We start from the raw sequence: 25,739 nt of genomic DNA on the forward strand, positions 1-25,739 counted from the left end.
TGCAACGTCCAGGCTGGGAGGACGTACCGTACGCCCACACAGGCGTGAGCGCCGGGACGGTCGGGGAACTCCGGGACACCGGGAAGGGGCAGCGGGTTGACCACGCACGCACCACAGACGGCACCACACACGGCGCGGTCCGTGACGTTGCCCGTGTCGCTCGACGAGGCCGTGGGGGCGCTCACCGCCATGCCGGCCGCCGTGCCCGTGGCCGGCGGCACCGACCTCATGGCCGCCGTCAACCGCGGCCGGCTGCGCCCCGCGGGGCTCGTCGGCCTCGGCCGGATCAACGAGATCCGCGGCTGGCAGTACCAGGACGGCCACGCCCTGCTCGGCGCCGGACTCACCCACGCCCGCATGGGACGCCCCGACTTCGCGGCGCTGATCCCGGCGCTGGCCGCCGCCGCGCGCGCCGCCGGCCCGCCGCAGATCCGCAACGCGGGCACCCTCGGCGGCAACATCGTCTCCGCCGCGCCCACCGGCGACTCGCTGCCCGTGCTCGCCGCGCTGGAAGCCGAGCTGGTCGTCGTCGGCCCGCTCGGCACCCGTGAGATGCCGGTCAGTCATCTGCTGGCCGGCCGGGACCTGCTGGCCCCCGGTGAGCTGGTCGCCTTCGTCCGGGTCCCGCTGCTGCACGCCCCGCAGGTCTTCCTCAAGGCCACCGGCCGCACCGGTCCGGCCCGCGCCACCGCCTCCGTCGCCGTCGTGCTCGACCCGGCGCGCCGCGGGGTGCGCTGCGCGGTCGGCGCGATCGCGCCGATGCCGCTGCGGCCGCTGGAGGCCGAGCAGTGGATCGCCTCGCTGGTGGACTGGGACGGCGAGCGGGGTCTCGCGCCGGAGGCGCTGACGGCGTTCGGCGAGTACGTGGGCGCCGCCTGCGTGCCGGACCCGCAAGGCGACGAGAAGGTGCCGCCGACCGTACTGCACCTGCGGCGCACGGTCGCCGCGCTGGCCCGACGGGCACTGGGGAGGGCGCTGTCGTGAGCGACGCACACAAGGACGACAACCGTACGAGCGGATGGGAACCGGTCCCGCAGAGCGAGGGGTACGACGGCGACGCCACGGCGTTCGTCCAGCTGCCGCCCGAGTTCATGCTGGAGGGCACGCCCCTGGAGGCGCCCGGCCACGGGTACGTGCCGCCGATGATCACCCCGCTCACCCCCCTCGCCCCCCACACGCCGACGACGCCGCTGACCCCGTTCACGACGGGGGACCCGGCGGCGGATCCGGCGACGGGTCCCGTGGCGGCCGGCAGCTGGGAGGTCCAGCCGCCGGTGGTGGCGGAGCAGACGCCGTACGAGTCCTGGGCGCAGCAGCACCAGCAGCCGGGGGCGGCCGGGCCGGGGCCGGTCACGTACGCGGGGGCGTCGGACACACTGCCGGGGGGCGCTCTCGCGCCCTGGGCGGAGCACGTACGGGAGTACGCGCAGGAACAGCACGTCCAGGAACACGTTCAAGAGCACGTTCAGGAACACGTCCAGGAGCACCTCCACGAGCACGTCGGGGAGTACGCGCCGGAGTACGCTCCCGAGCCGGTGCACGCCCCCGGTCCGGGGCCGGAGCAGATGCCGGAGCCCGAGTCGGAACCGATGTCCGAGCAGGTGCCGGTCCCGGCGCCCGTGGCGGAGTTCGTCCCGGAGCCGGCGGCGGAGCACGTACCGGAGCCCGTCCCCGCATCCGTTCCCGCATCCGCCCCCGTACCCGAGCACGAGCCTGAGGCCGAGGCCGGCGCGGTCCCGGCGCCCGGCGTGGCGTTCGTACCGGAGCAGGCCCGGCCGCCCGTGACGGACGCGCCCGCCGCGGCCGCGGAACCCGCCGTACCCGCAGAACCCCCCGTACCCGCCGCACTCGCGGAACCGGCCGTCGCGGTCGAGCCCGCCATGGACGAGCTCGGCGTGCCCGCCGGCCCCCCGATGGGCAACGACGAACACCCGCACACCTCCTACGTGCTGCGCGTCAACGGCGCCGACCGCCCCGTCACCGACGCCTGGGTCGGCGAGTCGCTGCTCTACGTGCTGCGCGAGCGGCTCGGCCTCGCCGGCGCCAAGGACGGCTGCTCGCAGGGCGAGTGCGGCGCCTGCAACGTGCAGGTCGACGGCAGGCTCGTCGCGTCCTGCCTGGTCCCGGCGGCCACGGCGGCCGGCAGCGAGGTGCGGACCGTCGAGGGCCTGGCCGCGGGCGGCGAGCCGTCCGACGTCCAGCGGGCCCTCGCCGCGTGCGGTGTGCAGTGCGGTTTCTGCATCCCCGGCATGGCGATGACCGTCCACGACCTGCTCGAGGGCAACCACGCCCCGACCGAGCTGGAGACCCGGCAGGCGCTGAGCGGCAACCTGTGCCGCTGCTCCGGCTACCGGGGCGTCCTCGAAGCGGTCCGCGAAGTCGTCGAAGCCCGCGCGGCCGACCCCGACCCGCAGGCCGGCGCCGGCGGCGACGAGGCCGCCCGGATCCCGCACCAGATCCCGCACCCGTACGACGGAGGCACGGCGTGAGCAGCGACCCGACGACCATGGACCCCGAGGGCCCGCGCGTCCACGGGATCGGCGTCTCGCTCCCGCAGGCCGACGCGCGGGCCAAGACCGAGGGCACCTTCCCCTACGCCTCCGACCTGTGGGCCGAGGGCCTGCTGTGGGCGGCGATCCTGCGCTCCCCGCACCCGCACGCGCGGATCGTGTCGATCGACACGTCGGCGGCGGCCGAGATGCCGGGCGTACGGGCTGTGATCACCCACGCCGACGTGCCCGGCGCCACCACCTACGGCCGGCGGGTCGCCGACCGCCCCGTCTTCGCCTCCGACCTGGTCCGCCACCACGGCGAGGCGATCGCCGCCGTCGCCGCCGACCACCCCGACACGGCCCGGCTCGCGGCGGCGGCCATCGCGGTCCAGTACGAGGTGCTCGAACCGGTCACCGACCCGGAGGCCGCGTTCGCCGCGCAGCCGCTGCACCCCGACGGCAATCTGATCCGGCACATCCCGCTCCGCTTCGGCGACCAGGAGGCCGTCGGCGAGATCGTCGTCGAGGGGCTGTACCGGATCGGCCGTCAGGACACCGGCACGGTCGGCGCGGAGGCCGCGCTCGCCGTCCCGCGCCCCGGCGGCGGCGTCGAGATCTACACCTCCTCGACCGACCCGCACACCGACCGCGACCTCGCCGCCGCCTGCTTCGGCCTGCCGCCCGAGCAGGTCAAGGTGGTCGTGACCGGTGTCCCCGGCGCCACCGGCGACCGCGACGACCCCGGCTTCCAGCTTCCGCTCGGGCTGCTCGCGCTGCGCACCGGCTGCCCGGTCAAGCTCACCGCCACCCGCGAGGAGTCCTTCCTCGGCCACGCCCACCGCCACCCCGCCCTGCTGCGCTACCGCCACCACGCCGACGCCGAGGGGCGGCTGGTGAAGGTGGAGGCGCAGATCCTGCTCGACGCCGGCGCCTACGCCGACTCCTCGTCGGAGTCGCTGGCCGCCGCCGTCTCCTTCGCCTGCGGTCCGTACGTCGTCCCGCACGCCTTCGTCGAGGGCTGGGCGGTTCGCACCAACAACCCGCCGTCCGGCCATGTGCGGGGCGAGGGCGCGATGCAGGTGTGCGCCGCGTACGAGGCGCAGATGGACAAGCTGGCCGGCAAGCTCGGCCTCGACCCGGTCGAACTGCGCATGCGCAACGTCCTGGCCACCGGTGACATCCTGCCCATCGGCCAGACCGTCACCTGTCCGGCCCCGGTCGCCGAACTCCTGGCCGCCGTACGGGACTTCCCGCTGCCCGAACTCCCCATGGACGCCCCCGAGGAGGACTGGCTGCTGCCCGGCGGCCCGGACGGCGCGGGGGATCCCGGCGCGGTGCGGCGGGGCGTCGGCTACGCCCTCGGCATGGTGCACATGCTCGGCGCCGAGGGCACCGACGAGGTCTCCACGGCCACCGTCCGGGTCCACGACGGCATCGCCACCGTCATCTGCGCCGCCGTCGACGCGGGCTCCGGCTTCGCGACCCTGGCCCGCCAGATCGTCCAGGAGACGCTGGGCGTCGAGGAGGTCCATGTGGCCGCCGTCGACACCGACCAGCCCCCGGCCGGACCGGCCACGCACGGCCGGCACACCTGGGTCTCGGGCGGCGCGGTCGAACGCGCGGCGAAGATGGTCCGTACGCAACTGCTCCAGCCGCTGGCCCACACGTTCGGCATGTCCACCGAACTCCTCCAGATCAGCGACGGCCGCATCACCTCGTACGACGGGGTGCTGTCCACCACCGTCGCCGAGACGCTGGAGGGCAAGGAACTCTGGGCCACCGCCCAGTGCCGCCCGCACCCCACCGAGCCGCTGGACGACTCCGGCCAGGGCGACGCCTTCGTCGGCCTCGCGTTCTGCGCCATCCGCGCCGTCGTGGACGTGGACGTGGAACTGGGCACCGTACGGGTCGTGGAGATGGCCGTCGCCCAGGACGTGGGCCGGGTCCTCAACCCGGCCCAGCTCGCCACCCGGATCGAGGCGGGCGTCACCCAGGGCGTCGGCGCGGCCCTCACCGAGAACCTCCGCACCTCCCGGGGCATCGTCCGGCACCCCGACCTGACGGGCTACGCCCTGCCGACCGCCCTGGACGCCCCGGAGATCCGCATCGTCAAGCTGGTCGAGGAGCGTGACGTCGTCGCCCCCTTCGGCGCCAAGCCCGCGAGCGCGGTTCCGGTCGTCACCTCGCCGGCCGCGGTCGCCTCGGCGGTCCGCGCGGCCACGGGCCGCCCGGTCAACCGCCTCCCGATCCGCCCGCAGGCGGCGGTGGTCACCTCTTGACGCCCTGATGTCCTGAATTACACGCTCCGCCCCGGGCCTGTCGAAGGCCCGGGGCGGAGCGTTTTTAGTTGTGCTCCCGTCGCACTCCGTCGTGTTTCGCCATCTGGCTTGTTTCAGTTGCAAAGTCGAGAGCCTGATTCGGTCAGACTTTTATGAAAGTTGACGTTTCGCATACGACGGTTGGTCGGCCTGGTGCCCTGCTCACAGTGGGGAACGACCGTGCGAAATCAGGGTCCGAGGCGTTCGCGAGACTCATGGATTCAGCCAGACCTTCCCTGCGCCGCTCCGACGGCAACTGGCGCTCCATTTCTTTGCATTAGCGTGGGTGGCGCGCGCGGTCGCCCGGGGGAAGGGCGCCGGCGGACGGCGACGGTTCGCCGGACGGGGGAGTAGCAGCATGTCTTTCGACGAGGAATGGGCGTCCGCCCGCGAGGCGGCGCGAGAACGCATCGCGATGCGTCTGAATCAGGCGGACCCTTCCCGAGGCGGCGCCAGTGACGCGGATCTGAAGGTCCGGCAGGACCACCTCGGCGCCATCGGGCGCGCCGCCTACGAACTGCACGGCCGTCTCGCCCGGGACGGCAAGCACGCGAGTGCCACCACCGAGGAGGCGGGCGGCGATCTGACGGACAACGGCTTCCTCACGGGCATCGCGATGAACACCGTGCAGCGGACCTGGAGTTCCCAGCTGCGCACGCTGGTCGACGCGTGCGCTCACATCTCCAACCATCTCGACTACAGCGCGGCCCTGCATGCCCGGGATGACCAGGACATCCGTACCTCGATCAGCCGGTCGAAGATCGACGAGTACCTGAAGTAGGGGGGACGGTCATGCTGACGTACGCCAGTGTCATGCGGGCGTCGCTCGCCACACTCAAGGCGGCGGTCGAGGACTGGGCGGAGATGAAGTCCAGGCTGGACCGTCTCGCCGAGGACGCGCGCACCACAATGGCCGCGAAGGCCAAGGACGAGGACTGGCAGGGTACGAATGCCGGGGTCGCCAAGCCCTTCATCGACAAGACCGCCAAGGAGTTCGGCGACGCGGCCAAGTCAGCCGACGGCATCCACAAGGTCCTTCACGAGGGGTACGAGGCCTTCAAGAAGGCCCAGGACGAGCTGAAGAGGATCACCGACAGCGAGGCTCCGGCCCAGGGGCTGGTCGTGCGCTTCAACGGAACCGTGGAAGCGGCTCACCCGGTCGCGGAGACGGCCGGCCCGGAGGCGCGGAACGACCCGGACCACCGCGCCCTGGTCCACAAAGAGGAACAGGCCATCGGCGCCTTACGACGGCGCATCGACGCCATCCTCGACACCTGCGACGAGGCCGACGTCGCCTGCTCCAACGCGCTGAAGGCGGACGCCACCACCGACCCGCACGACTTCAGCGCCCCGAAGTACACCAGCCTCGACGCCGAAGAGGCCGACCGTGCTCTCGCTCTCGCCAAGAAGGGCAAGGGTCTCTCGCACGCGGAGCTGGAGCGCCTCAACGAACTGCTGGCGGACAACAGCGGTTCCAAGGTGTTCGCGCGGGCGTTCTACGACGGGCTGGGCCCGAAGCGGGCGCTGGAGTTCTTCGGGCAGCTGTCGGTGGACACCACGGGCCCCGACGGTGGGCCGGACAAACAGCGGGTCGCCGATGTGCAGGACCTGCAGAAGAACCTCGGCCTCAACCTGGCCCAGGCCACCCAGGGCGGTGACCAGTGGGCCGAACGCTGGTCCAGGGATCTGCGGAAGCTCGGCACCGAGCCCATCCCGCTCGGCAAGAACGACTACCACCCGCCCTACGGATACCAGCTGCTCGGCGGCATTCTGCGCAACGGCGAGTACAGCCCCGCGTTCCTCAAGCCGATCGCCGAACACGTCACGCAGCTGCACGCCAAGGACCCGTACATGTTCGGCAACAACACGCTGAACGACGGGATGAAGAACCCGTACAACCCGTCCGGGGTCAACGGCTCCGGCTTCGACCCGATGGTCTCGGTCCTGGAGGCCCTCGGCCACAGCCCGGAGGCGGCGAAGCAGTTCTTCCTGGCGGACCCGCCGACGGCCTACAACGAGGACGGCTCGGTGAACCACACCGCCGTCACCCCGTCCACGTCCCCGGTGGACCTCTACCCGGACGACCCGGACAAGTCCTTCACCAGCTACCTGGACTTCTTCCAGGACGACCACTACGAGTCCTTCCCCGACACCCCGGGGCGGGCCCCCGGCGGCGACTCGGCGACCTACCTGCCCGACGCCCTGGGCCACGCGCTGGAGGCGGCCACGACGGGGCACGCGTGGGACGACGCGAGTGCGGGCCTGCACCGCGACGCCGACACCGCGAAGATCATGAAGGAAGTGGTCGAGGACTACGGCTCCGGCGGCGACCTGATGAAACGGCACGAGGCGCTGACCGACAGCCTGGGCCGCATGGGCGCCGCGTACATCGACGACCTCAACTACTCCACGATGAATTTCGGCAACTCGGCGGACTTCGTCGGGCGGGACGAATTCTTCCCCCACAGCAGCGACGGGAGTGCGCGGACCGACTTCGGGCAGGGGGCGAGTGTCAACTTCATGAGGGTCGTCGCGGGCGACAGTGAGGGGTACCGCACGATGACGATGGCCCAGCAGCTGTTCACGGCCGGCGGCATCCATGCGATGGCGGACGACAGCGAAAAGGCCATTGAGTTCGCGAACAACGGTGCCAAGGTCCACGGGATCCTCGACGAGTCGAGAGCGACGGCGATCGGGGTCGAGTTCACGGACATCGAGGATGCCAAGAACCTGGAGATGGAGAAGACCGCCGAATGGCGAAAGGCCGCCGTGGGCGGCTTGGTCGGTGCGGCGGTCGGCTTGGGTACCGGGGCACTGGTGGGTCCGGCCGCCGGAGTCGTCACGGCCACGGTGGTGCCGATGATCGTGGAGAACGTGGGTGGGGCGGTCAACACTTCGTACGCCACGGACACGCTTCAATATCTCAAGGACAACGAATACGAGAATGACGAGGAGGCTCGGAAAGGCATTGAGGGCCTCTATGCGGCAGGGCGGGAGGGTGCCGTCCGGCCACTCGTGAATTACGCCGATTCGCTCGACTTGAGCGCCCCGCAGAAGGCGGATCTCATCCGAGACCTGGAGTCCTCTTACAAGGCCGGGGCCGCTGACATCGCTGGCGCCGAAGGGAAGGTCCGGTGAGGCTGACTCTTCCGGGGGCGGTCAAGGCGACCGCGGTGATATCGGCGGTCCTTCTGGCTGTGGCGTGTGAAAGCGCGCCCGGCGAGCAAGGTGGAGAGAGCGCGTCGCAGAAATCGATGAAGGTGTGCCGAGATGCTCTCGGTGCCAAAGATGTAGAGGCGCTGAAGCGAGGCTTGGGGGATGATGTGAGGGTGTCGGCGGCGCCTTCCTCCAGCTTGCGTCACGCCATGCTCGAAGATGCGCGCCGCTGGGAATCAAAGCCGACAGAGTTCAAGCTTCCTCACCTCTATGAGCGCTGCCTGTTGACCTGGTATAAGAGCGAGAAGGTGGCCCTGAATATCCGGGCCCACATGAGATGGTCGTACTTCACCATGGATATGGCGGATCAGGGGGTATCCGGCATGCGCGAGATCGCGGATGGTATTTACTCGGATCCTCTCACGCGCGACAGCTATTCGATTATTTTCCCTTGCCGCGTGGCCGGCTCCCCGCCGGGTCAGCGCGCGGGCCTGCCCTTGGAGATTGAGTTCGTGGGCAACAGGGCCAGCGAGGAAGAGCCGGGGCTGCCGGGCCGGGTAGTGGCCTCCTTGGCGCGGGATGCTCAGAAACTCCTGGGGTGCAAGGACTCCCCTCGGATCCCCGACAGGCTCTCGCTTCCCAAACCTCCGTCCTCGAAGGCGTTCTGACGGCTGCTCGCGTGCCCTCAGCCTTCGGCGGCCTCCCCGCCCCGGGTCAGCTGGGAGGCCAGCAGCGTCGCCGCGCGGGTGATCAGGGCCGCGAGGAGGATCGTGCCGAGGCCCTCGACGTGGAGGTCGGAGATCTTCGGGCCCAGCCAGGACAGCAGCCACCAGATCAGCGCGTCCTCCACGAAGCCGAGCGCGCCGAAGAACAGGAGCGCGAGCGGTGGGACGCGGCGGGAGGGGCCGATGAAGATCAGCTGGGTGAGGATGACGAGGACGACGGCCGCGTAGCCGTAGGAGAGGAACGCGTCGGAGGTCTCCGCTCCCAGGCTGATGCCGGGCAGGACTCCGACAGCGATGCCGACGCCGAGGGCGCCGCCCAGCTTGCGTCTTCCTTCATCGATCATGCCCGGACTGTGGCACGGCGGCGGGACGGGTGGGAAGAGCCGTAGACGGGGGCGTTCCGGACTCCCGGGTTCCCCGCTTTCGAGGGAGCCTGCCCAGGAGTCCGGGCGCGTGGAGACCGTGATCGGATTCGAACCGACGTTGCTCGCTTTGCAGGCGAGTCCCTGAACCACTCGGGTACACGGTCGCGGTGGTGACGGGAACGACGCTACGGGCCCGGCACGGGGCGTTCAACGGATCCGGGCGGGCTGCCACAGGGCCGTCATACGCTCGCCATGCGCCCGCCATAAGGCCAGGTCGCGCGGGCCGGAGGTCGTACGACCATCGGGGGGACGAGGATCCGACTCCCGACAGGGGCCATCGCGTCATATGCCCCTTACTCTTGGCGTATGAGCGCCCTTGAACCACGCGACGCCGGCGCGGACGCCGACGTCGCACCCGCCCCCGCCGCCCTGCCGCCCCTCCCGGAAGGCGGCGGCTCCGTGCTGGACCGGGCTCATCGGGCGCTCAGCATCGGCATCGTGTCCGTCGTCCTGCTGATCGCCTTCGAGGCGACCGCCGTCGGCACCGCCATGCCCGTCGCCGCCCAGGAGCTGGACGGCGTCTCCCTCTACGCCTTCGCCTTCTCCGCGTACTTCACGACCAGCCTCTTCGGCATGGTCCTCGCCGGCCAGTGGTCCGACCGCTCCGGCCCCCTCGCCCCCCTCGCGGTCGGCATGAGCTGCTTCGCGGCCGGACTGCTGATGTCCGGCACGGCCGCGACGATGTGGCTGTTCATCCTCGGACGGGCGGTGCAGGGCCTCGGCGGCGGGCTGGTGATCGTCGCGCTGTACGTGGTGATCAGCAGGGCGTACGAGGAACATCTGCGGCCCGCGATGATCGCGGCGTTCGCGGCCGGCTGGGTCGTGCCGTCCGTCGTCGGCCCGCTGGCCTCCGGCACGATCACCGAGCAGCTCGGCTGGCGCTGGGTGTTCGTCGGCATCCCCGCCCTCGTCGTCTTCCCGCTGGCCCTCGCGCTGCCCGCGATACGCCGGACCGCGTCCGGGCCCGCCGACCCCACGGCCCCCGTCCCCGGCTGGGACCGGCGGCGGATCCGCCTCGCGTTCGCGATCTCGCTCGGCGCGGGGCTGCTCCAGTACGCGGGGCAGGAACTCGGCTGGCTGTCGCTGCTGCCGGCCGCCGCCGGTGTGGCGCTGCTCGTCCCCGCCATCCGAGGGCTGCTGCCGCGCGGCACCGCCCGGGCCGCGCGCGGGCTGCCGTCCGTGATCCTGCTGCGCGGCATCGCCGCCGGTTCGTTCATCGCGGCCGAGTCCTTCATCCCGCTGATGCTGGTCACCGAGCGGGGCCTCAGTCCCACGCTCGCCGGACTCTCGCTCGCGCTCGGCGGTGTGACCTGGGCGCTGGGCTCGTGGGTGCAGTCCCGGCCGCGCACCGAGCCGTACCGGGAGCCGATGGTCGTCGGCGGCATGGTGCTGATCGCGCTGGGCATCCTGGCGGCGCCGAGCGTGCTCATCGACGGTGTGCCGGCCTGGGTGGTGGCGGTCGCCTGGGCCTTCGGCTGCTTCGGCATGGGCATCGCGATCTCCTCCACCAGCGTGCTGTTGCTGAAGTTGTCGCCGCCGGAGGAGGCGGGCACGAACTCCGCCGCCCTCCAGATCTCCGACGGTCTGTCCAACGTCCTGCTTCTGGTGGCGGGCGGCGCGGCCTTCGTGGCGCTCGGCGGGGGAGCGGCGGGGAACGTCCACTTCGCATCCAGTGATTTCGCGTCGCACCCCGGGGCCTTCGTGGCCGTCTTCCTGCCCATGGCCGCCGTGGCGGCGGTCGGTGTATGGGTCGCGACCCGGCTGCGGGCCGTACCGGCGGAGGCCTGAGCGGGCCCAGAGCGGGCCAGGGACGGGCCCCGACCCGGCCCTGACCTGCGGCGGAAGCCCGGGCCGGGTACCGCACCCCGCCCGGAAACCCCGTCGCTCCCGGCCCGTACCCCCGCCTACGATCGACGGGTGAACCGTGACCGGATAAACCCTGACACCGTGACGCTGACCGTCACCCCCGCCCTCGCCGATCTCGCCGACGCCCGCGGTGCCGGCGTCGAGGAGCTGGCCGCCGAGGCCCTGCGGCGCTACGTGGCCGACGAGGCCACGCGCACGCGCGTCGCGGCGACGGGGCTCGCGCAGCGCCACCAGAGCCTGCTGCGGAGGCTCGGGGAATGAGCACGATGCCGACGCGGAACACGACGCCGGACACGACCCCGACCCGGAGCGTGACACCGGACACGACCCGCTTCCTCACCGTCGCCGAGGTACGGGACATCGCCCGGCTCGCCTTCACCGGCGAGGGCGACCCGGAACTGCGCGCGCCCGGGCTGCTGGAGTCCGCGGTGCACCGCCCCCGAGCCCGCATGTTCGGCGAGAGCGCGTACACCGGCCCGTACGAGCAGGCCGCCGTCCTCTTGCACGCCCTCGCCTCGAACCACCCCTTCGTCGACGGGAACAAGCGCGCCGCCTGGCTCGCGGCGGCCACCTTCCTCGCCGTCAACGGGATCGATCTCCGGCACGCGGACCTCGATGAGGCATATGACCTGGTCGTGGGTGTAGCGAGCGGAAAAGTGGCGGATATAGAGGACATAGCGGGGCGATTGCAAGGCCTTTGCCCGGCCATGTGAGGACTCTCTCAAGAGCCCGCGGCACCGGCTCGCGCGTTCCGGATCGGGGTGGCGGCACCGGTAAGGTGGCCCGGTTGTCATATCTGGACGAGCGTCGAACCGGAGATCGTGACTACTACCACCGCCTCCCATCACCTCTCTCCCGCCTTCCCCGGACGAGCCCCCTGGGGCACCGCCAACAAGCTGCGTGCCTGGCAGCAGGGCGCGATGGAGAAGTACATCCAGGAGCAACCCCGTGACTTCCTCGCGGTCGCCACGCCCGGCGCCGGCAAGACCACCTTCGCCCTGACCCTCGCGTCGTGGCTGCTGCACCACCATGTGGTGCAGCAGATCACGGTCGTCGCCCCCACCGAGCATCTGAAGAAGCAGTGGGCGGCCGCGGCGGCGCGCGTCGGCATCAAGCTCGACCCGGACTACAGCGCCGGGCCGCTCAGCAAGGAATACGACGGGGTCGCGATCACCTACGCCGGTGTCGGTGTGCGCCCCATGCTCCACCGCAACCGCTGCGAGCAGCGCAAGACCCTCGTCATCCTCGACGAGATCCACCACGCCGGCGACTCCAAGTCGTGGGGTGAGGCCTGCCTGGAAGCGTTCGAACCCGCCTCCCGGCGGCTCGCCCTCACCGGCACGCCCTTCCGCTCCGACACCAACCCGATCCCCTTCGTGACCTACGAGGAGGGCAACGACGGCATCCGGCGTTCGTCCGCGGACTACACGTACGGATACGGCAACGCCCTGGGCGACGGAGTCGTCCGGCCGGTCATCTTCCTCTCCTACAGCGGCAACATGCGCTGGCGCACCAAGGCCGGCGACGAGATCGAGGCCCGCCTCGGCGAGCCGCTGACCAAGGACGCCGTCTCGCAGGCCTGGCGTACCGCCCTGGACCCGCGCGGCGACTGGATGCCCAATGTGCTGCGCGCCGCCGACCAGCGGCTGACCGAGGTCAGGAAGTCGATCCCGGACGCCGGCGGCCTGGTCATCGCCTCCGACCAGGACTCCGCGCGGGCCTACGCCAAGCTGATCCGCGAGATCACCGGCACCAAGGCCACCGTCGTGCTCTCCGACGACACCGGCGCCTCGAACCGCATCGACGAGTTCAGCGAGAACACCGACCGCTGGATGGTCGCGGTCCGGATGGTGTCGGAAGGCGTCGACGTACCCCGGCTCGCGGTCGGCGTGTACGCGACGACGATCTCGACCCCGCTGTTCTTCGCCCAGGCCGTCGGCCGCTTCGTGCGTTCCCGCCGGCGCGGCGAGACCGCGTCCGTGTTCCTGCCCACCATCCCCAGCCTGCTCGGCTTCGCCACCGAGATGGAGGTCGAGCGCGACCACGTCCTCGACCGGCCGAAGAAGGAGGGCGAGGAGGACCCGTACGCCGAGTCCGAGAAGGAGATGGCCGAGGCCGAGCGGCAGCAGGACGAGGACACCGGCGAGCAGGACATGCTGCCCTTCGAGGCGCTGGAGTCCGACGCCGTCTTCGACCGGGTGCTCTACAACGCCGCCGAGTTCGGCATGCAGGCCCACCCCGGCAGCGAGGAGGAGCAGGACTACCTCGGTATCCCCGGGCTGCTCGAACCCGACCAGGTGCAGCTGCTCCTCCAGAAGCGGCAGGCCCGGCAGATCGCGCACAGCCGCAAGAAGCCGGACAGCGAGGCCGACCTGATCGAACTCCCGGCGGAACGGCGGCCCATCGTCTCCCACAAGGAGCTGCTCGAACTGCGCAAGCAGCTCAACACCATGGTCGGCGCGTATGTGCACCAGAGCGGCAAGCCGCACGGGGTGATCCACACCGAGCTGCGCCGGGTGTGCGGCGGCCCGCCGAGCGCGGAGGCGACCGCCGGGCAGATCCGGGAACGGATCAAGAAGGTGCAGGAGTGGGCCACCCGGATGCGGTGAGCCCAGGGTGATCCCGGGGTGATCCGCGGGGAGGCCCCGGGGTGATCCGCCGGGTGGCCTGTGGGGTGATCCCCGGGGCGGAGACCTCGTGGCGACCCCCTCCACGAACAGCGAGTGAGGCCCGTACGCCGATGGCGTACGGGCCTCACTCATGGCAAGGCACGGCCCCCACGGTCGGCCTCGCACAACCCCTACGTTACGAGGTCAAACCGGGCGCCGTTGTCCGCCAAAGTCCCTTGTTCGGGCGACTTAGGTCCCGAACCGCGCGTATCAGGTCGCACACGCCCGGATTCTGGACGAGGTCTTCCGCTGAGCGGAGCGGATCGCTACTCTCCCGGCTCAAGCAACCGCCCCGTGGCAACGCCGCCACGGAGCGCAGCCGGTGTACACCCGTCCTGCCGGCGGCCGCTGACGTGCGTCGCCGATGGGACCGGTGCCGCGCCCCCGTGAGCGCCGCCCGCTGTCACTCACTCCGAAGGAGAGGGCGTCGTGACCGCGGAGACCTCCCAGACGCTCGACCGGGGACTTCGAGTCCTCAAACTGCTCGCCGACACCGACCACGGCCTGACCGTCACCGAGTTGTCCAACCGACTCGGCGTCAACCGCACCGTCGTCTACCGTCTGCTGGCCACGCTCGAACAGCACGCCCTCGTCCGCCGCGACCTCGGCGGCCGCGCCCGGGTCGGCCTGGGGGTCCTGCGCCTCGGGCGCCAGGTGCACCCCCTGGTGCGCGAGGCCGCGCTGCCCGCGCTGCGCTCGCTCGCCGAGGACATCGGGGCGACGGCCCATCTGACCCTGGTCGACGGGGCGGAGGCGCTCGCCGTCGCCGTCGTCGAGCCGACGTGGACCGACTACCACGTGGCCTACCGGGCGGGCTTCCGCCACCCGCTGGACCGGGGCGCGGCCGGCCGCGCGATCCTCTCCGCCCGGCAGGGCGAACTCGCCGAGTCCGGCTTCACCCTCACCCACGGCGAACTGGAGGCGGGCGCGAGCGGCGCCGCCGCCCCGCTGCTCGGCGTGACCGGCATCGAGGGCAGCGTCGGCGTCGTCATGCTCACGGACGCGGTGCCGGAACGAGTCGGCCCTCGGGTCGTGGACGCCGCCCGCGAGGTCGCCGAAGCCCTGCGCTAGACGACGGAACGGCCGCTTCGGGGCGGCGGGTTGGCGGGAGGCGACGGTTCCGGGGACGGGCCTCGCCTCCCGGCGTATGCCCCGGATGTCTCTCTAGAGGGGTGAAGACCGGCGCCCGGGCGGTGGTCAGGCCCAGGCGGTCATCGCCCCGCCGTCATCGCCCGCGCGGATCCGTCGCGCGGCGGGTGAGGCCGTGGACGCCGATCGCCACCGTCCAGACCAGCAGGGGCAGCGCGGCGACCCGTTCCATGCCGCCGAGGCCTAGGCCCAGGTAGTGGCGGGACAGGAACAGCCCGAACCCTGTGATCGCCACGACGCCCAGCGCCGTGCTGCCCCACCGCAGCGCCGCTGGAGTGCTCCGCTCCAGGGCGTAACCCGCCAGCACCAGACCGGTGTTGCCCAACACCATGATCAAGAGGGCGCCCAGGACGTGCTGGTTCTCATGGGCGTCGGCGGGAAACAGTCCGGCCAGCGCGAACCCCACGCCCGCTGCGGCCAGCAGCACCCGGGACACGGCGGCGAGCGGCCCCCGACGCCACGGCGCCCCGCCCATCAGGACTCCGCCGGCCAGGAAGAGCACACCCAGTGCGATGAACGACCCGTTCATCAGGGCGTGTTCGGGCGAGCAGATGTACCGGGGCTCGGGCTGCCGCTGTACGGCGCACAGCGCGTTCCCCAGGTCGCTGATGTTGTTCCGTGCCCAGCTGTACGGCGTGGCCCACGCCGACTCGACGATCGCGTGGACGACGAAGAACTGCACCACGCCCACGATCCACGCCGCGTACCCGATCCGGACTCTCATCCGACCCCCTCGGTCGTATCCCTCGGCCGTATCCCGAGCGCACAGTCGATCACGCGGGCCCGGTACGCGGCACTGAGGTAAACCCCCTGGGACGAGTGGAGTTCACCCGCCCCTGAGGGCGGGCCACCCCCCTCGGGGGCGGGGCGGGCTGGTGCCGGTCAGGGGGTCGGGCGCGGGGGCGGGGTGGGGCGTGGAGTGGGGTGTGGGGTGAGTCGCGGGGCCGGTTGCGGGCCCACGACCAGGTCGCCGAGCGCGGTCCGCTCATGGCGTACGGATCTACCGGCGCGGACCGTACGTATCAGGCCGGCCGTCCGTAACCCCGTCGCGTGCCCGGATGCCGTCGCGCTGCTCACCCGCAGCGCGCGGGCCAGCTCCGTGGTCGAGCGAGGCTCGGCGAGCAACCGCAGCAACTCGGCCCGGGTGCGCCCCAGTACGGGAGTGAGCGGGTCGTCCGAGCCGTCCGAGCCGTCCGAGCCGTCCGAGCCGTCCGAGCCATCCGGGCCGTCGGGTGCGAGCGGGGCGGGCGGGTGGCCGGAGCCCGCCGGGTAAGTGAGCACCACGGGGCGGGCGGGCAGGTCCTGGAGCAGGGGACCCGCCGGGTGGTGGAAGGTCGGCACCAGCACCAGGCCCCGCCCACCGAGCCGGACCGCGCGCCCGCCCACTGGGCCGCCCGTAGGCCGCTCCCAGGATCCCCGACTCCCTTGAGATGTAAGGGTGGTGGCATCCGGAGGCGCCGGCCATCGCCAGACGCTCCCGTCGAACACCGAGCCCGGTGCGAGCGCCGTCAGCGCGGCTCCCAGACCGTGTTCGGCGACCGTCAGGGCGTGCCGGGCGAACTCCTCGCGGTGCAGATCCCGTACCAGTGGCCAGACCGGCGCGAGCACTGCCTCGTACGCGGCCCGCTGGGCGCGCCGCACGACGCGCCAGGACGCCTCCTCGCCCGCGTGCAGCCCCCGGACCCAGCGGGGCGGCACCCCGGCCCCGTACACCCGCTCCAGCTCCGCGCGGACGGTCTCCGGGCAGGCCGTCCGGATCAGCTCGAAGCTCTCGTCGAGCGTGTCGGCGAGGACGTCGAGGAACGCCGGCGGACGACCGGCCGGCACCAGATCGGCGAGCGGCCCGGCGGTCGCCGGCAGGGCGCGCAGGACCCGGCCGCGCCAGCGGCCGAACAACGGGTCCCGCCCCGGCGCGACCGCCGTCGTCAGGGCCGCGTGCAGCTCCTGGAGCGGCGCCGGACGCGGCGCGAAGCGGACCCGGGACAGATCCTCCGTCGTGAAGTGGACACACAACACCCGCACAACTCCCCTTCTCCCGCCAGCCTTTCGGCCCAGGCCTGAAGCTTCGCGCCGTGGCGGCCCCCGCTTCCAGCATGCCGGTATGACCTCACGACGTACTCTCCTTCGCGGCGCCCTGCTCGGCGCCGCCACCGCACTCCTGCCCGCCACCGGCTCCCTGCCCGCCACCGCGCGGGCCGTCACGCCGGGGCGTACCGCGATCCGGCTGCCCGCGCCCACCGGACCCCACCCCGTCGGCCTGCGCACCGTCCACCTCACCGACCCCTCCCGTACCGACCCCTGGGAGGGCGGCGTACGGGAGGTGATGCTCACCGTCCTGTACCCGGCCCGCGACGTCCGGGGCCGCCCCCGCGTCCCCCAGCTCACCCCGGCCGCCGCCCGGGCGTTCGCCGAACTCGCACCCGCGGTGCACTCCGGCCTGCCCCCAGCCGGAACGGTCGACTGGGGAGCCGTCCTCACCCACGGCCACCTCGAAGCGCCGCCGCTGCCCGGCCGCCGCCCCGTGCTGCTGTACAGCCCCGGCGGCGGCGACTCCCGCACGCTGGGCACGAGCCTCGCCGAGGACCTGGCCGGCCACGGCTGGACGGTGGTCCTCGTCGACCACCCCGGCGACGCCAGTCAGGTGGAACTGCCGGGCGGGGTACGGATCACGGCGCTGCGCGGGGAACCCGACCCGGCGACCTTCCGCACCTTGATCGACACACGTGTCGGGGACCTCCGGCTCGTTCTCGACCGGGCCCTCGGCGAAGGGCTCGGCGGCCTGCCCCCGGCCCCGGCGGCCGGGATCTACGGACACTCGGCGGGCGGCACCGCCGCCGTCTCCACCGCCCACGCCGACCCCTGGGTCCGCGCGGTGGCGAACCTGGAGGGCTACCTCGATCTCGACCCCCTGGACGGCTTCGGCCGGCCCCTCCTGCTCTGCCGCACCGACGGCTTCGCCGGCGCCGAGCGGCTGACCCGCTCCTGGACAGGCCTCACCGGCGAACGGGTCCTGCTGGCCGACAGTGGCCACTGGGCGTTCACCGACTACGCCTCCCTCGTCCCCGCGCTCCAGGCCGCCGGACTCGTGACCCCCACCACCCGCACCGCGCTCGTCGGCACCGCCCCGCCGACCGCACGACTGGCCGCGCTCCGCCACCGCCTGCGCGCCTTCTTCGCCCACCACACCGGACCGGGGTCGGGCACCGGGCTCTGAGGGGGCCTGCCGGGGCGGGGCCTGCCGACGGCCCGCCCCGGCAGACGTTGTGGCTACCGAGGGCTCCGGCTGCCGACTACCCGGCCGCCTCTTCGGATGTCCTGTCTTCCCTGACTGCCCCAGGCGGAGGTCTCGGCTCTGGTCTCAGCCGCCCGTCCCGGCGCTATTACGGGCGGCTTCGTTCGCCCCGGCTTGCCGACCCGCCCTGCTCTTCTCGACCGTGCGGCCCCACTGGATTCCCTCCCACCCCCACCCCCCACCTCCTCCTCTCCCCTTCTTCCGGCCAACCTGGCCCCTCCCTGGCCCCACCTGCCACCGGCCGGGTGCTGCGGCGTGTTCGGACCACTCGGGCCACCGGGCGGAGTGCGAAGGTGCCCCCGGACCACATCCAGCCCCCGGTCAGGGCGCGGGGGCGTACCCCCGGACCACCGGCTGACGCCCGCACCGCCCCGACCCATCCGAGCGGCCTCGGCCGCCCCGGCAGTGAGGCTGACGCCCGCACCGCCTCCGACCGCCCCGCCGGCCTCGGCCGTCCCGGCGGTGGGGCCGACGCCCGCACGGCCCCGGCCGACCGGGCCGCCCCCGACCCTCTATGGGCAGGCGGCCGGGGACCCGCCCGCCTGCCCCCATCCGTGCACCCGCCGGGATCGGCTTCGCGAGCTGGTACCGCCCCCCGAACTGCCGGGCCCCGCCCGTGCACCCGCCGGGTCCTGGCGGGTGCACGGGCCGTCATGGGCGGGCGACCAGTAGATTGGGGGCGTGTTCTCCCCACTCGCCCGTCTCCCGCGCACCCGAGCCCTCGCGCTGTGTGCCCTGCCCGTCGCCGGACTGTTCGCCGCCGCCGGAATCGCGCCGCTGCCGTTCGCCATCGCGCAGCCCGGCACGACCGCCGACGTGCTCGGCAAGGACCAGGGGCGTGAGGTGATCACAGTCTCCGGCGCCCCGGTCCGCGCGACCGAGGGACAGCTGAGGATGACCACGATCCTGGCGACCGGGCCGTCCGCGTCCATCGGTTTCTCCGAAGTGGCCGACGCCTGGTTCCGCACCGACCGGGCGGTGCTGCCGAAGTCCTCCGTCTACCCGACCGGGGAGTCCGACCAGGAGATCCAGCAGCACAACCTCGGCGAGATGAAGGAGTCGCAGGACGCCGCCGCCCTCGCCGCCCTCGGCTATCTCAAGCTGGACCCGGCCAAGGTGAAGGTGGACCTGAACCTCGCCGATGTCGGCGGCCCCAGCGCCGGACTGCTCTTCTCCCTCGGCATCGTCGACAAGATCCACGGGAACGGCGACGGCGGCGATCTGACCGGCGGCCGGACCATCGCCGGCACGGGCACCATCTCCCCGGACGGGACGGTCGGCGCCGTCGGCGGTGTCGCTCTGAAGACCCAGGCCGCCGCCCGCGACGGCGCCACTGTCTTCCTGGTGCCGAAGAGCGAGTGCTCCCAGGCCCAGGCCGAACTGCCGAAGGGCCTGCGGCTCGTCCCCGTCACCGCGCTCAGCGACGCGGTGTCGTCGCTCCGCGCCCTCGACCAGAAGCAGGAGTCGAAGGTCCCGAGCTGCTAGGGCCCGTACGGGCCGCCGGGCCGGACTTCACGTCGACCCCGTTCTCGTCCCCGGTCCCGCCCCTGGTCCTGTCCCTGCCCCTGGCACCGTCGCTGTCGGCGTCGCCGTCGTCGGCGGGCCTGGGCGGGTCGTCCAGCTCCCGCCAGACCGGGAACACCAGCGGTGACAAGGTGGCCAGGAAGAACGCCCCGCCGACCCAGAGCAGCGCCGCCGTGATGCCCGCGCTGTCGACCAGGAAGCCGGCGGCCAGACCGCCGAGCGGGGTGGTGAGCAGGACAGCCGCCGTACTGGCGCCGCCGACGCGGGTGCGCAGCTCGTCGGGTACCACCTCGTAGAAGACGGTGCCGAGGATCGGGTTGAGCACCCCGGCGCCGAGCCCGCCGAAGGCCGCCGCCACGACGAGCGGCGGGGTGGTGTGGGTGAAGGCCGCCGTGAGGATCGGCGCGGTGGATATCAGGAAGCCGACGGTGTAGACCGGCCGGCGCCGGAAGCGGTGGCCTATCGCGCCGTAGAGCAGTGCGCCCGCCAGGGCGCTGCCGCCGAAGACGGCGACCAGCAGCCCCTGCGCGGCCGAGCCGCCCAGCTCCTCGCGGGCGTGGATCGGCAGCAGTACCGAACTCCAGCTCATCGAGAGCCCGTTGGTGATCATCACCATCAGGTCGACGGCGAGCAGAAGGCGGGTGCGCAGCAGGAAGGAGTAGCCCTCGCGCAGGTCCGCCCGGTAGGTGGCGAGGTTCAACGTCGGCGCGTCGCGCTGGGGTTCGGCCGAGGGGATGCCTCGCAGGCCCGCGAGGACGAGCAGCGACGAGGTCAGGAACGTGGCGCCGTCGACGTACAGCACGGTGTCGGCCCCTATCAGGGCCACGAGCAGTCCGCCGACGGCCGCGCCGGTCATCCGGGCGCCGCGCGAGACGGCGTCGTAGAGGCTCGCGGCGCGGCTGAGCGGGGTACCGGCGCGCCCGGCGAGGTCGGGGACGAGAGCATTGCGTGCGGTCTCGCCGGGTGCGTGGAAGAGGCCGGTGACCGCCATCAGCGCGCACAGCATCCAGAAGCGCAGCAACCCCACATGGTTGAGCAGCGGGATCGCGGCGAGCGCGAGGGCGCAGACCAGGTCGGAGACGACGGAGACCCGCCGTCGGCCGATCCGGTCGATGACCGGGCCGCCGGCGATGGCGGAGACGACGACCGGGGCGGCGGCGCAGAAGGCGACCAGGCCGGCTTTCCCGGCGCTTCCGGTGGTCTCCAGCGCGAACCACGGGACGCCGATGAGCGTGAGCGAATTACCGCTGATGGACACGGCGTTGGCCGCCAGGACGGTGGCCAGTGGCGCGCGGGCGTGGGTGAGTGTGCGCACGGTGCTTCCCCCCGGATGCGATGGATGTGCGGCTCGGCCGGATGGACGGCTCGGAAGAGTGCGGTGTGGATGGCAGAGACGGTGCGGATGGTGGGGCAGTGCGGGCAGTGTGGGTGGCGCGGTCGGTTCGGATGGTGGAGGCGGCGGTGCCGGTGGGGGTGTCCGGACGGATGTCAGACGGACGCCGAGCGGCAGGCGAGAGCGGCGCGGGACACGCCGGGGGCGGCGAGCTTCAGGCCGAACTCTACGAGCTTCCAGCCCAGTTGGACGCGTATCGGGGTGCGGGGAGTCGTCGGAGTGGTGTCGGTGTGGGCGGCCCCGGCGGCGGCCTGCCGGAGCTCGGCGGCGGTCAGGTGGTGCAGGGTGAGGTGGACGTCGGAGTGCATGGCTGAATGACCCTTCCGGTCGGCTGGGGTGCCAGGGGTGTGGTGGATCGGACGCGCGAGGGCATGAGAGGGCGGCGAGGGGGCGCGCGAGGGCGCGAGAGGGCCCGAAGGGGGTGCGGGGAGGCGAGCGGCGCGAGACGAGAGGGCCCGTAGGGGGGCGAGGGCGCGAAGGCGCGGGGAATGAACGCGCGGGGGAGGGGCGCCGCGAGGTGGGCGCCGTGGCGTGCCGGACGGGCGGGCCCGCCAGGCGAACGCCATGGCGGGGAGCGTCAGTTGGCGCCGTGCTGCGGGAAGGTGTGCAGGTGCATCCGTATCCGCTGGGTCTCCGCGTCACCGGCGCCGGCTCCGCGGTACTCCTCGATCAGGTCGTGGATCTTCTGGTTGAGCTCACTCGCGTGCTCGGCCGAGAGATGGAGCGTGAAGTCGCTCATGTCGGAGGACTCCCGCCAGATCTCGTCCCACTGGTGGCGGGTGCCCAGGTAGGTGTTGAGCTCCTGGGTGTGGATGTTCGAGATCTCGTGGAGGTAGACCTCGACGGCGCCCTGCACCTCGGGGCTGGGGTCGTTGTAGAGGTTCCCGTCGAAGATGGTGCCCCCCGCGGTCGCCTTCCACCAGCGCTCCCGGCCCTTGCCGAGTTCCGGCGCGTCCTCGACGAAGCCGTGGGTGGCGAGCTGGCGCAGGTGGTAGCTGGTGGCGCCGCTGGACTCGCCCAGTTTCTCGGCGAGTTGCGAGGCGGTGGCCGGTCCGTGGTGGCGCAGGGCGCGCAGCATCTGGATGCGCAGGGGGTGGGCGAGGGCCCGCAGGGAGCGCGGGTTGAGGACGTGGTTCTCCGACGGGGCGGGCGCACCGCCGGGGGCGGACTCCTCGCGCTCACCCCCCGGTGCGTGCGGGGTCTCTTTCGCCTTCTCGATCTCGGGCATGACACCACAGTAGAGTTGCAAAGAACTCTCTGCAAGGGTTTTTTGCAGAGAGTTCTTTGCAACTTGGCCGGGAGAGGCCCGCCGGCTCAATCCGCCTTGATGAAGCCCTCCTTGACCAGCCAGTCCTTGGCCACGTCGTGCGGGTCCCGCCCGTCCACGTCCACCTGCGCGTTCAGCTCCCGCGCCACCTCCGTCGACAGCTTCGCCGTCACCGGGTCGAGCAGCTTCGCGATGACCGGGTACTTCTCGAACGTCGCCGCGTGCACCACCGGCGCCGCGTTGTAGTTGGGGAAGAAGTGCCGGTCGTCCTCCAGGACCGTCAGGTCCATCGCCCGGATCCGGCCGTCCGTCGTGTACACCTCGCCCAGCAGGCACGAGTTCGACTGCGACACCTGCGTGTAGATGATCCCGGCGTCCATCTTCTCGATGTTCGACGCGGGCAGGTTCATCCCGTACGCCTTCACCATCCCCGGCAGCCCGTCGTCACGGGAGGCGAACTCGTTCTCCACGCACACCGTCACCGCCGACGGGTCCTTCTTCGAGAGCGCCGCCGCGTCCGAGAGCGTCCTCAGGTGGTACTTCTCGTTGTTCTTCCTGCTCACGGCCAGCGCGTACGTGTTGTCCATCGCGGCCTGCGGCAGCCACACCACCCCGTTCTTCCGGTCCGCGTCGCGCACCGCCCGCCACTGCTTCTCCGGGTCGGGAATCGGCTCGGAGTTGCCGAGGTACGTGATCCAGCCGGTGCCCGTGTACTCGTACATCGCGTCGGCGTCGCCCTTCACGATCGCCTCGCGCGCACTGATCGAACCCGGCAGGTTCGTCCGGTCCAGAACCTCGGCGCCCGCCGCCTTGAAGACGAGACCGATCATCTGGCCCAGGATGATGTTCTCGCTGAAGTTCTTGGACGTGACCGTCAGCGAGGCGCCCTTCAGCGGCTCGCCCTGCCCGAGCTTGCCCGGTGTCACATGGTCCACCATCGGCGAACCGCTCTTCAGCCCGCAGCCCGAGGCCGCGAACACGAACAGAAACAGCGCCCCCGCCGCCCGCGCCCCCGGCACCCCCGCCCGCCCGTACACACGCCCCCGCGCCCGCCGTACCTCCGCCCGTCCCCGCACCCGCCGCGCCCCCCTCACGCCCCGGCCTCCAGCCCCCGCGGCGTCAGCACCACTTCCGCGAGCGAGGCCAGCCAGTCCACGATCAGCGCGAGCGCCACCGTCAGGACCGAACCGAGCACCAGCACCGGCATCCGGTGGGTCTGGATGCCCGAGGTGATCAGATCGCCAAGGCCGCCGCCCCCGCCGAAGGTCGCCAGCGTCGCCGTCCCCACATTGAGGACGAGGGCCGTGCGCACCCCGGCGAGGATCAGCGGGACCGCGAGCGGCAGTTCGACTCGGCCGAGGGTGCCGAGCGCCGACATCCCGATGCCCCGCGAGGCCTCCACCAGCTGCGGATCGATCGACCGCAGCCCGGCCACCGTGTTGGAGAGCACCGGCAGCACCGCGTAGATCACCATGCCGAGGACCGCCGTCGACGAGCCGATGCCCAGCCAGATCACCAGGAGCGCCAGCAGGCCGATCGCCGGGGTCGCCTGCCCGATGTTGGCGATCGTCGTGACGACGGGGGCGGCCCGGCGCAGGCGCCGGCGGGTGAGCGCGATACCGAGCGGGATCGCGATGACCAGCACCCAGAAGGTGGAGATCGCGGTCAGGCGTACGTGCTGCCACAGCCGCAGCTGCACAGTGCCGCCGACGAGCGCGTTGCGGGCGATGGAGTCCAGGTCCGCCCGGGAGATCCACAGGGTGGTGGCGAGCACCATCGCCGCCACGAACGAGGGCACCAGGACGAGCTTGCGCCAGGTGATCCGGCGCCGGGGTACGGCCGGCCGCGGGGCCGGCTCCTCCTCGGCATGGCTCTCGACCACCACGGCCGCGTGCGCCCCGTCCCGGAACGCCTGCCCCTGGACCTCGTGTTCGCCCGGCGGCCGCCCGCCCCCCGGCCGGGCACCGGTCCCGCCCCCGGGCGCCGCCGCGGCTCCCGGTCCCGTCCCCGTCGTCCCGTCGTCGAGTCCGCCGAGGCCACCGCCGTTGTTCACTCGCCGCCCTCCAGCTCCTGCCCCGTCTGGTGGGCCCGCTGTTCCTCCAGCTCGTGCTGGTGCTCGATCGCCGTCAGCCGGTCGGCCTCCAGGAGCTCGTGGACGGAGTTCATCAGGGTTTCCATGTCCACCACCCCGGTGAACTCCCCGCGCCGCCCCGTCACCGCGACCCGCCCGCCGCTGTCGGTCAGCACCGCCTCCAGCGCGTCGTGCAGCGTGGCGTCCCGCGTCACCGTGTCGTGGACGAGCGTCCCGGCCCGCGCCAGGGACCCCTTCGCCCGCATCAGATCGCCGCGCCGCAGCCACTTGTACGGCCGGCCGCGCCGGTCCAGCATCAGCAGCTCGTTGTGACGGCCGTTGCGCAGCGCGTTGAAGATCGACTGGAGCGGGTCGTCCACGGTCACCGTCGGGAAGTCGGCGACACCCACGTCCCGCACCCGGGTCAGATTGAGCCGCTTGAGCGCCGCGCCCGCGCCGACGAACCCGGAGACGAAGTCGTCCGTCGGGTTGGTGAGGATGGCCTCCGGGGTGTCGAACTGCGCGATGTGCGAGCGCTCGCGCAGCACCGCGATCCGGTCGCCCAGCTTGATGGCCTCGTCGAAGTCGTGCGTGACGAAGACGATCGTCTTGTGCAGCTCGTGCTGGAGCCGGATCAGCTCGTCCTGGAGATGGTCGCGGGTGATCGGGTCGACCGCCCCGAAAGGCTCGTCCATGAGCAGCACGGGCGGGTCGGCCGCCAGCGCCCGCGCCACGCCCACCCGTTGCTGCTGGCCGCCGGAGAGCCGGCGCGGATACCGGTCGTGGAACTCGCGCGGGTCGAGCCCGACCAGGTCCAGCATCTCCTCCACCCGGTCCTTCACCCGGGACTTGGACCAGCCGACCATCTTCGGGACGAGCGCGATGTTCTCCGCGACGGTCATATGCGGGAACAGACCGGAGGACTGAATGGCATAACCCACCTTGCGGCGCAGCTTCACCGGATCGATGCCGGTGACGTCCTCGTCGCCGATCCGGATCCGGCCGCTGGTCGGCTCGATCAGCCGGTTGATCATCTTCAGGGTGGTGGACTTCCCGCAGCCGGACGGACCGACGAGGATCACCGTCTCGCCCGCCTTGATCTCCATGGAGACGTTCTCGACGGAGGGGTACGGGTTGCCCGGATAGCTCTTGGTCAGCTCCTCCAGCTCGATGGACGCGCCCGCGGTGGAGCTTGAGGCGGATCCCGGCGCGGAGCCCGCACCCGCCACGCCCGGTGCGGAGCGCGCGGAATCCGGCGCCCGGCGCGACCCGTCCCGGCGCGACCCGTCCCGGTCCGACCCGTCCCGCTGCGCCCCGTCCGGACGCTGCCCATCCGGCCGCGCGCCGCCCGGCGCGGCCCCTTCGGCCCCTTCGGCTCCCGCCGCCCGCGCG

22 protein-coding genes and 1 tRNA gene are annotated in these 25,739 nt (G+C 72.3%); 13 read left to right on the plus strand and 10 right to left on the minus strand.

The window, feature by feature from the left end; translation table 11 throughout:
• Window positions 1-96 precede the first annotated feature (96 nt).
• The 6 genes from ACGFRB_RS10855 (at window position 97) to ACGFRB_RS10880 (ending at window position 8,634) form a co-directional block, all read left to right on the plus strand.
• A complete protein-coding gene (locus ACGFRB_RS10855; RefSeq protein WP_363000797.1) occupies window positions 97-984 on the plus strand; it encodes an FAD binding domain-containing protein in 888 nt (295 codons plus the stop codon).
• Window positions 981-2,489, plus strand: a complete 1,509-nt coding sequence (locus ACGFRB_RS10860; protein WP_393241678.1) for a 2Fe-2S iron-sulfur cluster-binding protein — start codon at window positions 981-983, stop codon at window positions 2,487-2,489. Before ACGFRB_RS10855 ends, ACGFRB_RS10860 begins: the two co-directional genes overlap by 4 nt.
• Before the next feature lie 17 nt (window positions 2,490-2,506).
• On the plus strand, window positions 2,507-4,771 hold the full coding sequence (locus ACGFRB_RS10865; protein ID WP_363001720.1) for a molybdopterin cofactor-binding domain-containing protein: 2,265 nt from the start codon (window positions 2,507-2,509) through the stop codon (window positions 4,769-4,771).
• Between the two features lie 397 nt (window positions 4,772-5,168).
• Window positions 5,169-5,591 (plus strand): hypothetical protein, encoded by a 423-nt coding sequence (locus ACGFRB_RS10870; RefSeq protein ID WP_393241681.1) that lies wholly within the window; start codon window positions 5,169-5,171, stop codon window positions 5,589-5,591.
• Window positions 5,592-5,602: 11 nt separating this feature from the next.
• Window positions 5,603-7,948, plus strand: a complete 2,346-nt coding sequence (locus tag ACGFRB_RS10875) for a hypothetical protein (RefSeq protein ID WP_393241684.1) — start codon at window positions 5,603-5,605, stop codon at window positions 7,946-7,948.
• A complete protein-coding gene (locus ACGFRB_RS10880) occupies window positions 7,945-8,634 on the plus strand; it encodes a hypothetical protein (RefSeq protein ID WP_393241687.1) in 690 nt (229 codons plus the stop codon). Before ACGFRB_RS10875 ends, ACGFRB_RS10880 begins: the two co-directional genes overlap by 4 nt.
• A 17-nt stretch (window positions 8,635-8,651) precedes the next feature.
• On the opposite strand, the gene ACGFRB_RS10885 is transcribed toward ACGFRB_RS10880, so the two are convergent.
• Both ACGFRB_RS10885 and ACGFRB_RS10890 read right to left on the minus strand, forming a co-directional pair.
• Window positions 8,652-9,035, minus strand: coding sequence for a phage holin family protein (locus ACGFRB_RS10885; protein WP_393241690.1), 384 nt, complete (start codon window positions 9,033-9,035; stop codon window positions 8,652-8,654).
• Window positions 9,036-9,145: 110 nt separating this feature from the next.
• Window positions 9,146-9,220 (minus strand) — tRNA-Cys (locus ACGFRB_RS10890).
• Window positions 9,221-9,422: 202 nt separating this feature from the next.
• Between ACGFRB_RS10890 and ACGFRB_RS10895 the strand changes: the two genes are divergently transcribed.
• The 5 genes from ACGFRB_RS10895 to ACGFRB_RS10915 all read left to right on the plus strand — a co-directional run bounded on the left by ACGFRB_RS10895 (window position 9,423) and on the right by ACGFRB_RS10915 (window position 14,722).
• Window positions 9,423-10,904 (plus strand): MFS transporter, encoded by a 1,482-nt coding sequence (locus ACGFRB_RS10895; protein WP_393241693.1) that lies wholly within the window; start codon window positions 9,423-9,425, stop codon window positions 10,902-10,904.
• Window positions 10,905-11,033: 129 nt separating this feature from the next.
• The gene (locus tag ACGFRB_RS10900; RefSeq protein WP_393241696.1) at window positions 11,034-11,243 is read left to right on the plus strand and encodes a hypothetical protein; all 210 of its coding nucleotides are present in this window, start codon (window positions 11,034-11,036) and stop codon (window positions 11,241-11,243) included.
• 5 nt (window positions 11,244-11,248) lie between these two features.
• Entirely contained in the window at window positions 11,249-11,695 is a 447-nt protein-coding gene (locus ACGFRB_RS10905) for a type II toxin-antitoxin system death-on-curing family toxin (RefSeq protein ID WP_393242506.1), read from the plus strand.
• A 108-nt stretch (window positions 11,696-11,803) separates the two neighbouring features.
• The gene (locus ACGFRB_RS10910; RefSeq protein WP_363000779.1) at window positions 11,804-13,591 is read left to right on the plus strand and encodes a DEAD/DEAH box helicase; all 1,788 of its coding nucleotides are present in this window, start codon (window positions 11,804-11,806) and stop codon (window positions 13,589-13,591) included.
• Window positions 13,592-14,080: 489 nt separating this feature from the next.
• Window positions 14,081-14,722, plus strand: a complete 642-nt coding sequence (locus tag ACGFRB_RS10915; RefSeq protein WP_361233829.1) for a helix-turn-helix domain-containing protein — start codon at window positions 14,081-14,083, stop codon at window positions 14,720-14,722.
• Between the two features lie 154 nt (window positions 14,723-14,876).
• On the opposite strand, the gene ACGFRB_RS10920 is transcribed toward ACGFRB_RS10915, so the two are convergent.
• Window positions 14,877-15,524 (minus strand): DUF998 domain-containing protein, encoded by a 648-nt coding sequence (locus ACGFRB_RS10920; RefSeq protein ID WP_393241700.1) that lies wholly within the window; start codon window positions 15,522-15,524, stop codon window positions 14,877-14,879.
• A 158-nt stretch (window positions 15,525-15,682) separates the two neighbouring features.
• Window positions 15,683-16,822, minus strand: a complete 1,140-nt coding sequence (locus ACGFRB_RS10925) for an ArsR family transcriptional regulator (protein ID WP_393241703.1) — start codon at window positions 16,820-16,822, stop codon at window positions 15,683-15,685.
• 79 nt (window positions 16,823-16,901) lie between these two features.
• Here ACGFRB_RS10925 and ACGFRB_RS10930 point away from each other — a divergent pair, with 79 nt between their 5' ends.
• Window positions 16,902-18,014: an acetylhydrolase gene (locus ACGFRB_RS10930; RefSeq protein WP_393241706.1), complete on the plus strand. Its 1,113-nt coding sequence runs from the start codon at window positions 16,902-16,904 to the stop codon at window positions 18,012-18,014.
• Window positions 18,015-18,773: 759 nt separating this feature from the next.
• Complete coding sequence (locus ACGFRB_RS10935; protein WP_393241709.1) at window positions 18,774-19,577, plus strand: S16 family serine protease; 804 nt, start codon at window positions 18,774-18,776, stop codon at window positions 19,575-19,577.
• On the opposite strand, the gene ACGFRB_RS10940 is transcribed toward ACGFRB_RS10935, so the two are convergent.
• The 6 genes from ACGFRB_RS10940 to ACGFRB_RS10965 form a co-directional block, all read right to left on the minus strand.
• Entirely contained in the window at window positions 19,510-20,931 is a 1,422-nt protein-coding gene (locus ACGFRB_RS10940; protein ID WP_393241712.1) for an MFS transporter, read from the minus strand. The two genes, ACGFRB_RS10935 and ACGFRB_RS10940, sit on opposite strands and share 68 nt — an antisense overlap.
• Before the next feature lie 173 nt (window positions 20,932-21,104).
• Window positions 21,105-21,317 carry a hypothetical protein gene (locus tag ACGFRB_RS10945; protein WP_393241715.1) on the minus strand — a complete coding sequence of 71 codons (213 nt, stop codon included), beginning with the start codon at window positions 21,315-21,317 and terminating at the stop codon, window positions 21,105-21,107.
• A 269-nt stretch (window positions 21,318-21,586) separates the two neighbouring features.
• Complete coding sequence (locus ACGFRB_RS10950; protein WP_393241718.1) at window positions 21,587-22,237, minus strand: ArsR/SmtB family transcription factor; 651 nt, start codon at window positions 22,235-22,237, stop codon at window positions 21,587-21,589.
• An 86-nt stretch (window positions 22,238-22,323) separates the two neighbouring features.
• The gene (locus ACGFRB_RS10955; protein ID WP_393242508.1) at window positions 22,324-23,214 is read right to left on the minus strand and encodes a glycine betaine ABC transporter substrate-binding protein; all 891 of its coding nucleotides are present in this window, start codon (window positions 23,212-23,214) and stop codon (window positions 22,324-22,326) included.
• 152 nt (window positions 23,215-23,366) lie between these two features.
• Window positions 23,367-24,329, minus strand: coding sequence for an ABC transporter permease (locus ACGFRB_RS10960; RefSeq protein WP_393241721.1), 963 nt, complete (start codon window positions 24,327-24,329; stop codon window positions 23,367-23,369).
• Window positions 24,326-25,576 (minus strand): betaine/proline/choline family ABC transporter ATP-binding protein, encoded by a 1,251-nt coding sequence (locus ACGFRB_RS10965; protein WP_393242510.1) that lies wholly within the window; start codon window positions 25,574-25,576, stop codon window positions 24,326-24,328. The genes ACGFRB_RS10960 and ACGFRB_RS10965 overlap by 4 nt, the downstream gene beginning before the upstream one ends.
• Window positions 25,577-25,739 lie beyond the last annotated feature (163 nt).

Source organism: Streptomyces sp. NPDC048718 (genome assembly GCF_043198875.1).
Taxonomy (GTDB): Bacteria; Actinomycetota; Actinomycetes; order Streptomycetales; family Streptomycetaceae; genus Streptomyces.

What these genes read in the sequence shown, in the direction of transcription:
- ACGFRB_RS10870 (WP_393241681.1), top strand. Translation starts at nt 5,169, where the DNA reads ATGTCTTTCGACGAGGAATGGGCGTCCGCCCGCGAGGCGGCGCGAGAA.
- ACGFRB_RS10895 (WP_393241693.1), top strand. Translation starts at nt 9,423, where the DNA reads ATGAGCGCCCTTGAACCACGCGACGCCGGCGCGGACGCCGACGTCGCA.
- ACGFRB_RS10920 (WP_393241700.1), bottom strand. Translation starts at nt 15,524, where the DNA reads ATGAGAGTCCGGATCGGGTACGCGGCGTGGATCGTGGGCGTGGTGCAG.
- ACGFRB_RS10885 (WP_393241690.1), bottom strand. Translation starts at nt 9,035, where the DNA reads ATGATCGATGAAGGAAGACGCAAGCTGGGCGGCGCCCTCGGCGTCGGC.
- ACGFRB_RS10945 (WP_393241715.1), bottom strand. Translation starts at nt 21,317, where the DNA reads ATGCACTCCGACGTCCACCTCACCCTGCACCACCTGACCGCCGCCGAG.
- ACGFRB_RS10930 (WP_393241706.1), top strand. Translation starts at nt 16,902, where the DNA reads ATGACCTCACGACGTACTCTCCTTCGCGGCGCCCTGCTCGGCGCCGCC.
- ACGFRB_RS10955 (WP_393242508.1), bottom strand. Translation starts at nt 23,214, where the DNA reads ATGGTGGACCATGTGACACCGGGCAAGCTCGGGCAGGGCGAGCCGCTG.
- ACGFRB_RS10865 (WP_363001720.1), top strand. Translation starts at nt 2,507, where the DNA reads ATGGACCCCGAGGGCCCGCGCGTCCACGGGATCGGCGTCTCGCTCCCG.
- ACGFRB_RS10875 (WP_393241684.1), top strand. Translation starts at nt 5,603, where the DNA reads ATGCTGACGTACGCCAGTGTCATGCGGGCGTCGCTCGCCACACTCAAG.
- ACGFRB_RS10905 (WP_393242506.1), top strand. Translation starts at nt 11,249, where the DNA reads ATGCCGACGCGGAACACGACGCCGGACACGACCCCGACCCGGAGCGTG.
- ACGFRB_RS10950 (WP_393241718.1), bottom strand. Translation starts at nt 22,237, where the DNA reads ATGCCCGAGATCGAGAAGGCGAAAGAGACCCCGCACGCACCGGGGGGT.